This window comes from Peribacillus deserti (assembly GCF_002863585.1).
Taxonomy (GTDB): domain Bacteria; phylum Bacillota; class Bacilli; order Bacillales; family DSM-1321; genus Paraperibacillus; species Paraperibacillus deserti_A.
Map to the genome: position 1 here is coordinate 23,227 of NZ_PGUY01000060.1, position 14,002 is coordinate 37,228.

Below are 14,002 nucleotides of genomic sequence, written 5' to 3' on the forward strand. Positions count from 1 at the left end.
ATGGCAGGACAGCAGAAGATCGGATTGGATGCGGGGGGAACGCTGCTTAAAGCAGCTTATTTTGAAAATGGCAGGCTGCACTTGAAAAAATATTCGTATGAAAATTTTGACACATTCCTGCAATGGCTGCAGTTTACTGCTCCACGTGCGCGCTATTCGCTGACTGGTGGAAGAACCGCATGGATCCAGGAAAGGCTGAAGGGAGCATCATTCAGGGGGGTGGATGAGTTCAGGGCTGTTACAGAAGGCTTCCGCTATCTGCTGGACCCGGCCCATCCGCTGCTCGCGTCCGGTTTTATTCTTGCCAATGTCGGGACTGGTACATCGATTCACTATATGACCAGGGAAGAATCTGTCCGGATGGCTGGGTCAGGAGTCGGCGGAGGGACACTTATGGGGCTTGCATCCATTTTGGCAGGAGAAAAAGACTTCAACGAAATCTGCAGACTGGCTGAAGCTGGTGACCGAAGCAGGGTTGACCTGCAGGTGAAGGACATTTATGAGCCATCAGAGCCTCCGATCCCTGGTCATTTTACCGCCAGCAACTTTGGCAAAGCGATGCAGGGCGACATGAAAAAGGAAGATATTCTCGCCGCACTGGCGGGCATGATTACAGAAACTGTAGCACTGCTATCTACTCATAATGCAGGGGTTAAAGGTGTGAAGGATATCATGTATATTGGAAACACACTTAATGGCAGCCGCTTATTTAAAGAATTTTTAAAGCAGACAACTGAAACTTTTGGATTTTCCTATCATGAGCTTGAAAATGGAGAATTCAGCGGGGCAATCGGTGCTTTACTTGCTGACTGAAATATAATAAAAAGAGGAATTTCACTAATGAAATTCCTCCTTTTTATACGTTATGCCAGAACTGGCTTACGTGTATTCACTACTTCCTGAATTCACATCCGGAAGCCTTGTTGATCAATTCCCAGCTCAACAGCAGTAACGGCTTTACGGCCTGTGTTGATACCAGGACCTTGGTTTACACCGGGACCTTGGTTTACGCCAGGACCTTGGTTTACCTTTCCAACCCCTGCTTTTCCCGCGGTTTCTGCCAGGAGCGCATTAACCGTTGCCGCTTTATTTACGGGCTGCTGCATGAAAACGTTCATATCAACTTTTATCCACTTTCTTTTATTTTTGAGGATTTTTTTCACAAGTTTTTCTATCTTCTTTCTATTTCCCATTGAATTTATCTCCTTTCTATATCAGATACTGTTAATCTATGTTTTTCTATCATAAATGACTATGTTATCGCCTTTTTGTTTATTCATTTTTTAATATAAAAAGGGGATTTTAATGAATTTTCCTAGTTATTGACTGCCATCAATTCAGAAGGGAAAAGCATTTAGTGAAAGATGATGTTATAGTAGATAACAAGATAACATTGAAGAACTGCCCGGGGAAGGAAGATATACATATGAATTTTGGAGTAAGAGATCTAATAAAATGGGGGATACCCGGATGGCTGTTTATTACAGTCCTATTAAGTTATTTTCTTATGGATGATAGAAAATCATTCATTCGATATATACATGGATATGATATTTCTTTTGGCGGATTTATCACAGTATTATTAGGATTCGGGATCATTTTAGGGTATGCGATATACCAGATGAGTGTATTGTTTGGCTTTGTGATTTGGAATAAATGGGAAAACTACTTCCGCCATGAATTCAGGATGGACCAAATCATTATCAATGCTCCAAACGGTGAGAAAACACTGCGGATTTACAGCAGCCGTCTTGCATTAGTAGAGTCCTTACGGGCACTTAACGCAAGCTGCATTTTATCCTGCATATCCTTGATTCTATTGTTCTATTCCCACTCATGGACTACAGGCACGATTCTTCTTTTTCTTATAAATGCGCTGCTTCTGCTTATTTCTTTTGCAAATCAACGGTACCACAGAAAAAACCTGGATTATTTCATTACTAGGATATTGGTTGAAAGCAATAGACTCTAAAGATTCGGGAAATAATCCGGCTAATGGGGATTGTCCCCGACAATGGCTTCCTGCAGTGCTGCAGGGAGTTTTTTATATGAAGGAGAATATTAACCCAATTTGTTTATAACTTTTTCCATAACGGCGGTTTTTACCTGAAATCCGTTTGCATTGATTACATCTTCAACCTTGACAACAGCATAACCCAAGGACTGATAGAGACGGATATTTTGTTCTAAACCCATTCTGACCCTGCATTCTAGCTTATTTTCGCCTATTCCTCAGCATGATTTTCAAGCCACGATAACATCGACTTTGCCAATCCTCTACCTCTCGCATAAGGCGGTACTGATACTCTTGAAAAATATAGAGAGTCTTCTCTTAGCGTAAATCTAGAAGAACCAAGAGGTATCCCATTAACCAAGCATAAGATGACTTTTTCTGTACCGTTTTTGAAGGAGTTAAGAAGAAAATCCACTGGCTCATCAATCGCGCTGGAAGGGATTTCCAGAACCCGGTATTCTTCAAAAGCTTCTCTCATCAGCTTATATGCTGTTTTGATATCATCTTCGTTTCCTAATCTGATTTGTGCTTTCATCACTTAACACGATCCTTCCGGTATCATATTATTATGTCCTCACGCGGCGGTCCTGTTAGAAATTATAGCCTGTCTCTATTATACTAAAGGCAGAGGTATATTTAATGAAAAGTTATGCCAGATCTGCTGGCTGTGGAAGGGAATATAAATGAAAAAGCATTTTACTATAGGTATGGCCGGCCATATTGACCATGGGAAAACATCATTAACAAAGGCCTTAACAAATGTGGATACTGATCAGCTGAAGGAAGAAAAGGAGCGGCAGATTTCAATCGAACTCGGATTTGCACCGCTCTATGAGGACGATAAGCTGACAGTAAGCATTGTCGATGTTCCTGGACACGAGCGTTTTATCCGTCAGATGATTGCTGGAGTTGCAGGAATCCAGCTTGTGATCCTTGTTGTGGCTGCTGATGAAGGAGTCATGCCTCAAACAAAGGAACACTTGGAAATCCTTCAGTTCCTTGGAGTGAAAAAAGGAATCGTCGCTATAACTAAAATTGATAAAGTGGATCCGGAATTCCAGGAACTTGTTCAGGAAGAGATTGCTCTCGAGCTGGAAGGGAGCATCTTTGAAAACAGTCCGGTTATTAACGTGGACAGTTTATCAAATAAGGGAATTGATGAACTGACAGCATTGATTCTTAAAGAGCTCGAGACTCTGGAAGTGAGCGAGAATCATGATGCATTCCGGATGCCAATCGATCAAGTCTTCACCGTGAAAGGACATGGTACCGTTGTCCGGGGTACGGTATATAATGGCTCTCTTCGAGAAGGGGAAACTCTTTATCTGATACCAAAAAGGTTAGTAACGAGAGCACGCCAGCTTCAAGTGCACAATAAGCAGGCAGACCGGATTTTTGCAGGGCAGCGGGCAGCTGTTAACCTGGGGGGACTTTCCAATGAAGAAGTGGTTCGAGGGGATGTTCTTGTTTCAACCAGCGATTTTCAAGCAGCTGACGTAATCGATGTTGCGCTGTCAACCACTCAGGACTTAACACAGGAACTCAAGCAGCGTATGCCCATTAAGTGTTATATCGGTACTTCGGAAGTCATGGGAAAAATAATCTTTTTTGATCGCAATGAGTTAGGTTCTGGTCAAGAAGGAATTCTGTGCCAGCTGCGGCTAGACCGCGAAATTGCAGCAAGAAGAGGGGATAGGTTCATCCTCCGCCGCCCGAGTCCTGCTGAAACCATCGGAGGAGGATGGGTTATCGATCCAGCTGGCGGAAAATACCGGTTTGGAAAGAAAACAATAGAACAGCTCATCAAGAAAAAAGAGGGAAGTCCCGCGGACAGAGTCCTGGATGCTATAAAGCGGGACAAAGGGATATCTAAAGAAGCTCTGTCGCAGGAAACATCCCTCTCTGCAGCAGAATTAGATGAAGTACTTGCTGATCCAGCATTTATATCCTATCGGCCAGGTCATGTGACTCATTACGAAGTGGCAGTGGCCATCCAGAAAAAGCTAAAGGAAACAATTGCGGATTTTCACAAACAAAATTCATTGAAAACCGGTATCAATAAGGCAGAACTAGTATCAGACCTTGTACAGGGAATGCCTAAGGAGTTAGCCGAATATCTCATTTCTAATGGAGAAGAAAAGGAATTGTGGATACGGAAAGGCTCATATTTATCTTCAGCTGAATTTGTGCCTCATATTCCTTCAGGCTGGTGCAGACGGTCAGAATCAATGATAGAAGCGGTAAGAAAGGACAGACTGAAAGTCAGGCCATTCAAGGAATATTTTACGGAAGCTGGATTGCCTCAGCTGCTGGAAGCAGATATGATGCGCTTCTACACTGAACAGAACATTCTTGTGCCTATAGATGATCAGTTATCGGTTCACGTGGAAGCATTCAATCAGGGTGTTCAAGAACTTAAAAAAGGAACTGCTGAAAGCTTTGAAGTTGGTGAGGCTAAAGATATATTAGGTCTCTCCCGTAAGCATATCATCCCTTACCTGGAAAAGCTCGATGAGGTGAAGTTTACCAGAAGGGAAGGGAACATCCGAATCTGGGTTGCCGGGAAGTAGGGGCATATCCGACGGAGGGAACTTTGACGACTGTGAAGGCATAGTTTGCCTGATTACCTATGTTTCAGAATACATGCATTTAAAAACAAGTTGCAAACATATGTTCTTTCTTTTATAATATGGTCAGAGGATAATTATGGAAGGGATTAAGCCCTTCCTATTTTATCGAATGGATCTCATGCCATACATACATATGAAAAAGAGAAAAGGAGCTGGAATTTATGTCAGTATACTTAACCCCTTATTTAGTAATGAATGGAAATGCTGCGGAGGCACTTAAGTTTTATGAACAGGCACTGGATGCACAGATCCTGTTCAGCCAAACGTTTGGAGAAATGCCGGAAAATCCAGAATACCCCCTTCCTGAAGATGCAAAGGGCCGGATCTCACATGCGACTATTAAAGTCGGGGATTCTGAAATGATGTTCTCAGATACATTCCCTGGGCAGCCGTATCAGCTGGGGAATCAAATCACGGTCTGCATTTCAACAGACGACGTAGAAAAAGCAACGAAAATGTTTGATGCATTACAACAGGGCGGAAAAGTAAACATGCCGCTTCAAGAAACGTTTTTCAGCCCGGCCTATGGGAACGTAACAGACAAATTTGGGATTACCTTCCAGGTTCATACTGAGGGAAAGCAATAAATAAGAAAGGGACGGCTCTGTACCTTTGCAGCAGAGCTGTCCTTTTTTTATATCAGTAGGTCAGATTTTCAGGATTTAAACCTTGTAACGACTCCAATACAAACCTTCCATCTTTACTAAGGTAATACATCGTCAAAATAGATTTCCCTGCCGCCGTACTGTTTCTCTAATAAAAGCACACTATCCCAATGAATGGTAGATTTGTAGCCGTTGTTTGCCTGATCATAAGCATCTCCGAGCGCGAAACCGCTATAGCTCAAAAATCCAGGAGAAAGGGACAGCCCCGTACCATAGAATTGAACAACAAGTTTCTCCCTATGAAGGAAAGGCCCCATACACCATTATTCTATTAAATTCGAATTATTTCTTCACGGATTAATATATGAATGACAATAACATTTTTTTGTATTATGCGATAGGGAGGCAGAATGAACGTTTTTAAAAGCTTTTTATCGAAGAAACAAGCCCGCCAAAAGATGGAGGGCTTTGCAGGCTAATGGTTTATATCTAATGTTTCCAACTGGCTTACCGCTAATTTATCAAGATTAGTTACAGTCTCTTGAAATGTTTTGACAGGCCGGTATCCTAATCCTTTGATTTTCGAGTTGGAGAATAGTGCACATTCTTTTTTACGGCCAGGTATTTTAAGATTCTTGCCAAGGGTGTTAATCAGTTTAACTCGAAAGTCACTTTCAGGAAAATTCCCATCAACGGCGTTATATATTTCGTTACTTACTCCTTTGGCAAGGACTAAATGAATCATTTCTGCTAAATTATCTGCATGAATCCAAGGTACCATATCGTCTGGGTGTACCCAATCAACCGTGTCAGTATTTAACATGCGGTATACCTGTCTGTCTCCCCAGTAGGAGTTCTCTTCTGAACAGATTGCCCCAGGCCTAAGTATGACGACGTCAAGACCTTCTTTCATATACTTGCTAAGAATTCTCTCTGATTCTGCCTTTGTCTCTACATAGACTTCTTCGTGTTTTTGTACGAGGGGAGTGGTTTCGTCAAAGAATCCTTCTTCAGGCTGGCCATAAACCGACAGAGTTGATATATGTATAAACTTTCTTACTCCTGCTTTCATTGAAACACTGGCTAATAGATCTACACCTGTTACATTAGAATTCACAGCTTTTTCTAACTCATTCCCTAGATAGGCCGCACAGTGAATGATAATATCAATATTCTTTAGAGCTTCTTCCAAGGAAGGTCGATTTGTTAATTCTCCTAATACAGGGGTTATCCCTAATTCTCGAAATTTGTTCATATACTTAGAATCTCTTATTAAAGCTCTTACTTCGGCAGCCTCTTTTAAAAATCGCACAGCTGCTTTTTCACCTAAAGTTCCAGTGATACCAGTTACTAAAATCTTCATACCTGCCAAGTTCATTTAAATTACCCCTCGCTTTTATTGACACTCACCTGCTTATAGCATCCGCAGGTTGTCAAATGATCGTTCACCATCCCCACTGCCTGCATAAACGCATAGCAAATCGTGGATCCAACGAATTTGAACCCGCGTTTTTTCAAGTCTTTACTCATTCTGTCGCTGATTTCGGTGACTGCCGGAACCTCACTTAATTCCTTATAATGGTTTTGAATGGGTTCTCCATCGACAAACGACCAGATATAAGAATGGAAAGACCCGAATTCAGCTGCGACCTTTTGATAAGCTTCAGCATTCGATATAACTGCCCGTATTTTTAATCGGTTTCTTACAATTCCTTTATTGTTCATGAGCAGTTCGATTTTTTCTTCATCATATTTTAGGATCTTATTAACATCAAAATTGTCAAACGCTATACGGTAATTTTCCCGTTTCTTCAGGATCGTGTACCAGCTCAGACCAGCTTGAGCTCCTTCTAGATTAAGATATTCAAACAAGAGGCGGTCGTCATGGATGGGCACTGCCCATTCGTGATCGTGGTAATTCATATAAAGCGGATCCTGATTGACCCATCCACATCTGTTCATTACATTCTCCCCTTAAAAATGACTTTTTCTCAATCATAGCATATATGCCTTATCAGCTATCATTTTAAAAGAATCAGAACCTGTGATTAGACAAAAGGAAGTGTAACTAGATACACTTATGTAAGCGTTATATGTTTGAAAGCACAGTAACAGATGGGGGAGAAGAAAATATGAAATACCGCAGACTGGGCAGGACAGGATTAAAGGTTAGTGAAATTAGTTTAGGCAGCTGGCTTACATATGGAAATTCAACGGAAAAGAATACCGCAGAATCCACGATTGATGCAGCCTATCATGCAGGAATCAATTCGTTTGATACGGCTAATGTATATGCAAGAGGGGAAGCTGAAAAAATCGTCGGTGAAGCACTGCGGAAATATCCAAGAGAGTCGTATGTCCTGGCGACCAAAGTATTTGGGCAGATGGGCGAAGGGCCAAATGATAAAGGTCTTTCCAGAAAGCATGTTTTTGAGCAGCTTCATGCGAGCTTAAGCCGTCTTCAGCTGGATTATGTAGATATTTACTATTGCCATCGATTTGATCCTGAAACTCCAATAGATGAGACCCTCCGAACTATTGATGATATGGTGCGCCAGGGAAAAGTATTATATGTCGGAGTAAGTGAGTGGACTGCCCAGCAGATCCAGGAAGGACTCGGCACGGCAGACAAGTATTTGTTGGACCGGATCGTAGTCAACCAGCCGAATTACAGCATGTTCCAGCGTTATATTGAAAAAGAAATCATTCCTTTGAGCGAGCAGAATGGAATCAGCCAGATTGTATTTTCCCCGCTTGCTCAAGGAGTACTGACTGGAAAGTATAAACGAGGGGCACATTTCCCGGAAGGAAGCCGGGCAACGGATGCAAAGTCCAACATGTTCATGGATAAGCTTCTTGTGGATGAAGTGCTGCTTAAGGTAGAGCAGCTGGAAAAAATCGCAAAAGAAATGGATATCACAATATCCCAGCTGGCCTTAGCCTGGATTTTGCGCCAGCCAAATGTGGCAAGTGCCTTGATAGGTGCGAGCAAGCCGGAACAAGTGGAGGAAAACATCAAAGCAGTAGATGTGTCCTTGACATCAGAAGTAATTGAGCAAATTGAAGGTATATTGGCGTAAAGATCTTCGGCTCATGCCTCCGGTTTGGAAGATTCCTAAAGGCAATACCCGCCAAGAGCTCCTATGTTTTTCTCCGGCATCCAATTTTAGAATAAATGTATGTTAATATTACTATCCGCTTTTACTATTAACCACAATAAGATAAAGTACGCCTGGCTTCAAAGTGTCCAGGCGTACTTTGTATGAATAAGTCTTTATTTCTGGTTATATAATGCAGTTTTGAAGGTATTATAATGATTATGTAGTTGCCACAAAGGGAGCGCAAAATAAATGAAGAATAGACGCGGGTATATTCGCTATTTGTTACTTCTTCTAATTTTTAATGGATTAATTATATTTATGGGATGGAATGGGTGGGTTTGGCTTCATTCTTCCTTTGGTTTTGCCCAGCCCTTTTTGTATTGGGGCATCTGGGGCTTCATATCTTATTCTTATTTTTTTAGGAAAAGATCGGATATATTCAGGGCCATCGGTTCCTTCTGGTTTGGCTTTTTCCAGTACGGTGTATTCCTTTTTCCAGCTGCAGATTTGGCTGTACTGGCTGCATACTTTTGCGGCGTTTCCCTGAACAGCGCCATTTTTTATACCGGGATGGTCGTTATTTCGTTGTATATCGTCCTTTTCGCTTATGGGATGTTTAACGCTTATCAGCCTATCATTCGCAAACACCAGATAACAATTGCTAAACCATTGAACGGACGACAATCCATGAGGCTGGCAGTAGCTTCAGATATGCATTTTGGTCGACTGTCGGGAGTGGGACATGCAAAAAGGCTGATTGAAAAAGTGAACGGTATGAAGCCAGATATCATTCTTCTTGCAGGTGATATCATAGACGATGATCTTGAGCCATTTACCCGAAAAAAATTTCACAGGATTATGTCAGATCTGCATGCTCCTCTTGGGGTATACGGAGTTCCTGGTAACCATGATTATTACGGAGGGGACCTAGAGAAGTTATTGGAGGTCATGCGAAGTATCAATATCCGTTTCCTGATGGATGAAGCGATCTTGCTTGAAGAGAGTTTTTATCTGGTAGGAAGAAAAGATCGTATGGATCGAAACCGGCTGCCATTTGATCAGCTCACCGGCACTTTAGACAAAACCTGCCCGGTCATTGCAATGGATCATCAGCCATATGAATTGGGACAGGCCGAAGAAAGCGGAGTGGATGTGCTTTTGTCAGGTCACACCCACCGCGGGCAGATGGCACCTAATCACTTGATCACTAAGAAAATATACGAGCTTGACTGGGGATATCTAAAAAAAGGAAATCTGCATGCTTTTGTATCTTCAGGTTACGGTTTTTGGGGACCGCCGCTCCGGATAGGGAGCCGTTCCGAAATCTTACAGATTGATATCAATTTTTCCTGAGGGTATACGTGATACAGTGTATACCCTTTTTTAATTCTGGCGGTATTCCTGCATTGAGCGGATACCCTTTAATCTGCTGCAGCCCTCTTAACCACGGGAGCCATATGATAGGACATACATTCTGTCATTACTCCGAGAAAATCAAGCTCCTTTTCCAATACCGAAATGAGAATGTTTAGAAGTTACAATCATTATTTGTTTTGGAACTGGTTAGCTTGCGAGCTGGTTTCCTAATGGAAAGGGTATTAAGTGGGGTCTATCCTGGGGTAGTAGATAAGCATAAATCAATGGGGATAAGCATATGTGAAGGAGTATACGCATAACCAATAAAATAAAAGCGCATTCTTATCAACTTAAGCATAAAAATTTTAGGATAAGCATAAACCCAAAAAAGGTAAGCGTAAATGGCGGAAGCCTAAGCATAAAACTCCTAAACTTAAGTATAAACCTTACAAACTTAAGCATAAATTACAAGACCGGCCCCAAGAAACATTCTAGTACCCTCAAAAGCTTTAAAAACTCTCCTGATTGTAACAGGTTACGACTAGAAAATAGAGAAAAGATGGTATTTGAGCCCTGTTTTGAGCCAAAAACCATCTTTTTTTTCATTATTAGTGCCTAAACTCTGACATAAGAATCACCCGGACGGAAAAATCATTTTGTTTAAGACTGATCAGTCCTCAGGGGAAATGAACGGGAAATGGGGGACTGTCCCCGCACAAACCCAGTGGTACCAATACATCCTGCCTCGGGAAATAGGGGACAGTCCCCAAGCCTGTGGGTGAGATCCTTCTGAAAGTTTTTTTATCGTCTAAAGGATTGTTAACAGAGTTAATAGAATATAAGTAAGGCAATATATATTATTTGCGGTGAGAAAGTGAGGGGATTTATTTGGCGGTTTTACATCCAAAAATGAGATTTTTCCTTGAGAATTTAATTACTCCAATTCCGGAGGGCTATGTTCCTTCTCTTGAGGATATCCGCTCGAGGAATAGCGATGTTCCAAAAGGTTCTGTGGAAGAGGTTCACCAGGTGGAGGATCGGGTGATCAGCGGCCCGGAGAGTGATATCAAAGTCCGGATCTACACTCCCGAAGGAGAAGGGCCTTTTCCTGTTGTGGTCTTTTTTCATGGGGGCGGTTTTGTGTATGGTGATTTGGAGACTCACGACTCCGTGTGCAGAAGTATTGTAAAAGCTTCGAATCAACTGCTTGTGGCTGTGGATTATCGATTAGCTCCAGAGCATCCGTTTCCTGCTGCGCCAAACGATTGCTTTGCAGCTGCAAAATGGGTGTATGAGCATGCGGAAGAACTGAATGCCGAACGCACCAAGTTAGCTGTAGCTGGTGACAGCGCCGGTGGTAATCTTGCTGCAGTTGTGGCGATGATGGCAAAAGAACAGGGCGGCTTAGAAATAGCTAAACAAGTATTGCTTTACCCCGTAACAGACCGCTATCAACCCGGAAAATACCCTTCCTATACAGAAAATGGGAGCGGTTATTTCTTAACAACAGATGCGATGGGATTTTTCGGGCGGCAGTATGTCCAAGACCCACAGCATGCTGATAACCCTTATACAGCACCGATTACGTCTTCAAACTTAAACGGGCTTCCGCCAGCACTCGTTATTACGGCAGAATATGATCCACTGCGGGATGAAGGGGAGCTGTATGCAGAAAAGCTGCAGCAAGCAGGAGTGCCGGTTGTTATCAGGAGGGAAGAAGGGCAGATTCACGGTTTCTTTAATTTATTTGGTATTATGGACTCTAAAGAAGATATCAAAGATGTATATGAACGGATTGGTTCTTTTTTGAATGAGTATTAATATAAAAATATTATGTTAACTGCAGAAGTTTAAGGGATATCTAAAAAGATCTCTCTCTTTTTTATATTCACTGACTTTACCCCATACTTTAAAAGCAGCATCATGTGTATTCTTGAAATCTGAACGGAGAAACTCTTAAAGACGGAAGTCTATGTGTGGAAAAAGGAGGACTGCTAATTTGTCCAAAGTATCAGAAAGTATCTACATTTATTCTTATTTGGGTTGTTCGTAAAAAAAAATCCATATGATTGAATATACATAGGCCACTAGGTGATCGAAAACCGTCTATCCGTATCAGCACGAACACTGTTCACCTTTGGAAACCAGTTTTAGGATGTCAGCCACCTAAGAGAAGCGTTCAGCAGTAGCAAACGAACGTTTTTTGCTTTGTACTCATTATCCTCGTCGGAAAACTAATCAAAGTCCCCAATCTCGTTGATGATAGAAATCGCGGAAATGATATTAAAAGCAGCCAATCTAGTTATAAAGCATCATGCCCAAATGGAGCAGTACCCAGAAAGTGATCTGATTAGAAGAAATGGCATTGGGTATAAAATGATAGTAGCAATTATACGAAGTGGAGGGATTATGTTGGCTGGTTCAGAAAAAAAGACAGTAGGGGAATTTTTGTTGGACCGACTGATGGAAGAAGGTATCACAGAGATTTTCGGAATACCAGGTGATTATAATTTTTCGCTCCTTGATACGATTGAAAGGTATGATGGTATCCGTTTTATTAATGGACGGAATGAGTTGAATGCAGGATATTCTGCTGATGGGTATGCACGTGTGAAGGGAATGGCCGCATTGATCACTACATTTGGGGTAGGTGAGATGAGTGCCTGTAACGCGGTAGCGGGTGCTTACAGTGAGAATGTTCCGATCATACATATAGTCGGTTCTCCAAAGTCTGCTGAGCAGAAGGGGAAAAAGCTGCTGCATCATACATTGATGGACGGGAATTATGATGTGTTTCGAAAGGTTTATGAACAAATCAGCGGATATACGGCCATTGTTACGCCGGAAAATGCTGAAATGGAAATACCGAGGGCGATCCGCATTGCCAGGGAGACGAAAAAGCCGGTGTATATAATGGTTGCGATTGACCTCGTACCAAAGCAAATCATAAGCCATAAGCTGCCGGAACCAGGTCCCGAGAAAACAAATGAACATGCTTTAAAGGCTGCTTTAAGGCACATACAGGAAATGCTGGGCAATTCACGCCAAACCGCTGCCCTGGTTGATATGGCTGTCCTTCGTCATAATCTTTCTGAATCTGTTCAGGCACTGGTTGAACAGTATCATATCCCTGCAGCATCTCTTATGCAGGGAAAAAGTGGTTTTGATGAGACTCATCCTCAATATATCGGGATGTATGGAGGCGCATTCGGCAGTGATGAGGTACGAACAATCATTGAAGAAGCTGACTGCATTATTGCAGCGGGCTTATTACAATCGGATATGAATTTGTCTAAATATACAGCAAAACTCGATCCGTTAAAAATGATTATCATACAGCCGGATTCAGTCCAAGTTGGACAAGCGCAGTACATGAATATAAAGGCCGAAGACCTGTTGAAAGAGCTGCGTTCTATCGAATATCGCCAGGAAGAATTATTCACCGTATCTTTTCCATATGAAGAACTGCAGGGGGAGCCCGGAGAACCGATTGCTGCTTCATCTTATTATCCCCGCTTTCAGAAGATGCTTAGAGAGGACGATATTGTAGTAGTGGAGACCGGTACTTTTACTTACGGAATGTCACAGGTCAGACTGCCTCATGGAGCTGATTATATCGGACAGGGCGGGTGGCAGAGCATTGGGTATGCAGCTCCCGCTGCATTTGGTGCCAGTATGGCAGCACCAGACCGGCGAGTGGTGCTGTTCACTGGGGACGGTTCCCTTCAGCTGACTTTTCAAGAAATAAGTTCCATGCTTGAGAACGGATGTAAACCGATTATATTTGTTTTGAACAATAAGGGATATACGATTGAAAAGATATTGAATGTCCAAACAGATGAACAAAAATATAATCAAATTCCTGTGTGGCAGTACACAAAATTACCGGATCTGTTTAATGTAGAAGCATTCACTGCTGAGGTGCGTACAAATTCTGATCTTGAAACAGCCATTATGAAGGCAGGGGAAGAATGTGCGGAAAGGTTATGCTTGATTGAACTGTTGGTTGAGGATCCAATGGATGCTCCCGAATATCTTAATAGGTTGAGGAGTTTTCTTGAGGAGCAGAAACAGCAGGCTGAAAAATAAGTTTACCATGAGAGCACGGCCGCGTTGGAAAACAGTCTGTCAATGTGCTGAGAGATGTCTTTTAAAAAGGCTCTTTTCTAAAAGATTGTTGTTTTTTAATAGTTATGTGATCCTACCCTATTGATTAACAGGTTGATTGGAACGTAAGGTGCGAGACTCCTGCGGGAGCAGCGGGACAGGTGAGACCCCACAGGCGAAGCCGAGGAG

13 protein-coding genes and 1 pseudogene are annotated in these 14,002 nt (G+C 42.2%); 8 read left to right on the top strand and 6 right to left on the bottom strand.

Annotation, left to right across the window (positions count from 1 at the left end):
- Window positions 1–813, top strand: a complete 813-nt coding sequence (gene coaW / locus CUU66_RS18390; protein ID WP_180955348.1) for a type II pantothenate kinase — start codon at window positions 1–3, stop codon at window positions 811–813.
- A gap of 92 nt (window positions 814–905) precedes the next feature.
- On the opposite strand, the gene CUU66_RS18395 is transcribed toward coaW, so the two are convergent.
- A complete protein-coding gene (locus CUU66_RS18395; RefSeq protein WP_101644870.1) occupies window positions 906–1,193 on the bottom strand; it encodes a hypothetical protein in 288 nt (95 codons plus the stop codon).
- 233 nt (window positions 1,194–1,426) lie between these two features.
- On the opposite strand from CUU66_RS18395, the gene CUU66_RS18400 reads away from it, so the two are divergent.
- The gene (locus CUU66_RS18400) at window positions 1,427–1,972 is read left to right on the top strand and encodes a hypothetical protein (RefSeq protein WP_101644871.1); all 546 of its coding nucleotides are present in this window, start codon (window positions 1,427–1,429) and stop codon (window positions 1,970–1,972) included.
- 89 nt (window positions 1,973–2,061) lie between these two features.
- On the opposite strand, the gene CUU66_RS25030 is transcribed toward CUU66_RS18400, so the two are convergent.
- Entirely contained in the window at window positions 2,062–2,196 is a 135-nt protein-coding gene (locus CUU66_RS25030) for a hypothetical protein (RefSeq protein ID WP_257968063.1), read from the bottom strand.
- A gap of 29 nt (window positions 2,197–2,225) precedes the next feature.
- Window positions 2,226–2,549: a GNAT family N-acetyltransferase gene (locus CUU66_RS18405; RefSeq protein ID WP_374703012.1), complete on the bottom strand. Its 324-nt coding sequence runs from the start codon at window positions 2,547–2,549 to the stop codon at window positions 2,226–2,228.
- A 148-nt stretch (window positions 2,550–2,697) separates the two neighbouring features.
- Here CUU66_RS18405 and selB point away from each other — a divergent pair, with 148 nt between their 5' ends.
- Window positions 2,698–4,584 (top strand): selenocysteine-specific translation elongation factor, encoded by a 1,887-nt coding sequence (gene selB / locus CUU66_RS18410; RefSeq protein WP_101644873.1) that lies wholly within the window; start codon window positions 2,698–2,700, stop codon window positions 4,582–4,584.
- Between the two features lie 221 nt (window positions 4,585–4,805).
- The gene (locus tag CUU66_RS18415) at window positions 4,806–5,231 is read left to right on the top strand and encodes a VOC family protein (RefSeq protein ID WP_101644874.1); all 426 of its coding nucleotides are present in this window, start codon (window positions 4,806–4,808) and stop codon (window positions 5,229–5,231) included.
- 52 nt (window positions 5,232–5,283) lie between these two features.
- Here CUU66_RS18415 and CUU66_RS25035 read toward each other — a convergent pair.
- From CUU66_RS25035 to CUU66_RS18430, 3 genes and pseudogenes are all read right to left on the bottom strand, one after another.
- Window positions 5,284–5,476 (bottom strand): annotated as a pseudogene (locus CUU66_RS25035) (aminopeptidase); the annotation flags it as partial.
- A gap of 248 nt (window positions 5,477–5,724) precedes the next feature.
- On the bottom strand, window positions 5,725–6,627 hold the full coding sequence (locus tag CUU66_RS18425) for an NAD-dependent epimerase/dehydratase family protein (RefSeq protein WP_101644875.1): 903 nt from the start codon (window positions 6,625–6,627) through the stop codon (window positions 5,725–5,727).
- A gap of 5 nt (window positions 6,628–6,632) precedes the next feature.
- Window positions 6,633–7,211 (bottom strand): DNA-3-methyladenine glycosylase I, encoded by a 579-nt coding sequence (locus tag CUU66_RS18430; RefSeq protein ID WP_101644876.1) that lies wholly within the window; start codon window positions 7,209–7,211, stop codon window positions 6,633–6,635.
- Between the two features lie 170 nt (window positions 7,212–7,381).
- On the opposite strand from CUU66_RS18430, the gene CUU66_RS18435 reads away from it, so the two are divergent.
- The 4 genes from CUU66_RS18435 to CUU66_RS18450 all read left to right on the top strand — a co-directional run bounded on the left by CUU66_RS18435 (window position 7,382) and on the right by CUU66_RS18450 (window position 13,795).
- Entirely contained in the window at window positions 7,382–8,329 is a 948-nt protein-coding gene (locus CUU66_RS18435; protein WP_101644879.1) for an aldo/keto reductase family protein, read from the top strand.
- Window positions 8,330–8,599: 270 nt separating this feature from the next.
- Window positions 8,600–9,703: a metallophosphoesterase gene (locus CUU66_RS18440; RefSeq protein WP_101644877.1), complete on the top strand. Its 1,104-nt coding sequence runs from the start codon at window positions 8,600–8,602 to the stop codon at window positions 9,701–9,703.
- Window positions 9,704–10,594: 891 nt separating this feature from the next.
- Window positions 10,595–11,527 (top strand): alpha/beta hydrolase, encoded by a 933-nt coding sequence (locus tag CUU66_RS18445; RefSeq protein WP_101644878.1) that lies wholly within the window; start codon window positions 10,595–10,597, stop codon window positions 11,525–11,527.
- A gap of 558 nt (window positions 11,528–12,085) precedes the next feature.
- A complete protein-coding gene (locus CUU66_RS18450; RefSeq protein WP_441339244.1) occupies window positions 12,086–13,795 on the top strand; it encodes an alpha-keto acid decarboxylase family protein in 1,710 nt (569 codons plus the stop codon).
- Window positions 13,796–14,002: the final 207 nt, after the last annotated feature.

What these genes read in the sequence shown, in the direction of transcription:
- CUU66_RS18395 (WP_101644870.1), bottom strand. Translation starts at nt 1,193, where the DNA reads ATGGGAAATAGAAAGAAGATAGAAAAACTTGTGAAAAAAATCCTCAAA.
- CUU66_RS18435 (WP_101644879.1), top strand. Translation starts at nt 7,382, where the DNA reads ATGAAATACCGCAGACTGGGCAGGACAGGATTAAAGGTTAGTGAAATT.
- CUU66_RS18405 (WP_374703012.1), bottom strand. Translation starts at nt 2,549, where the DNA reads ATGAAAGCACAAATCAGATTAGGAAACGAAGATGATATCAAAACAGCA.
- CUU66_RS25030 (WP_257968063.1), bottom strand. Translation starts at nt 2,196, where the DNA reads ATGGGTTTAGAACAAAATATCCGTCTCTATCAGTCCTTGGGTTATGCT.
- CUU66_RS18400 (WP_101644871.1), top strand. Translation starts at nt 1,427, where the DNA reads ATGAATTTTGGAGTAAGAGATCTAATAAAATGGGGGATACCCGGATGG.
- CUU66_RS18415 (WP_101644874.1), top strand. Translation starts at nt 4,806, where the DNA reads ATGTCAGTATACTTAACCCCTTATTTAGTAATGAATGGAAATGCTGCG.
- CUU66_RS18440 (WP_101644877.1), top strand. Translation starts at nt 8,600, where the DNA reads ATGAAGAATAGACGCGGGTATATTCGCTATTTGTTACTTCTTCTAATT.
- coaW (WP_180955348.1), top strand. Translation starts at nt 1, where the DNA reads ATGGCAGGACAGCAGAAGATCGGATTGGATGCGGGGGGAACGCTGCTT.
- CUU66_RS18430 (WP_101644876.1), bottom strand. Translation starts at nt 7,211, where the DNA reads ATGAACAGATGTGGATGGGTCAATCAGGATCCGCTTTATATGAATTAC.
- selB (WP_101644873.1), top strand. Translation starts at nt 2,698, where the DNA reads ATGAAAAAGCATTTTACTATAGGTATGGCCGGCCATATTGACCATGGG.
- CUU66_RS18425 (WP_101644875.1), bottom strand. Translation starts at nt 6,627, where the DNA reads ATGAACTTGGCAGGTATGAAGATTTTAGTAACTGGTATCACTGGAACT.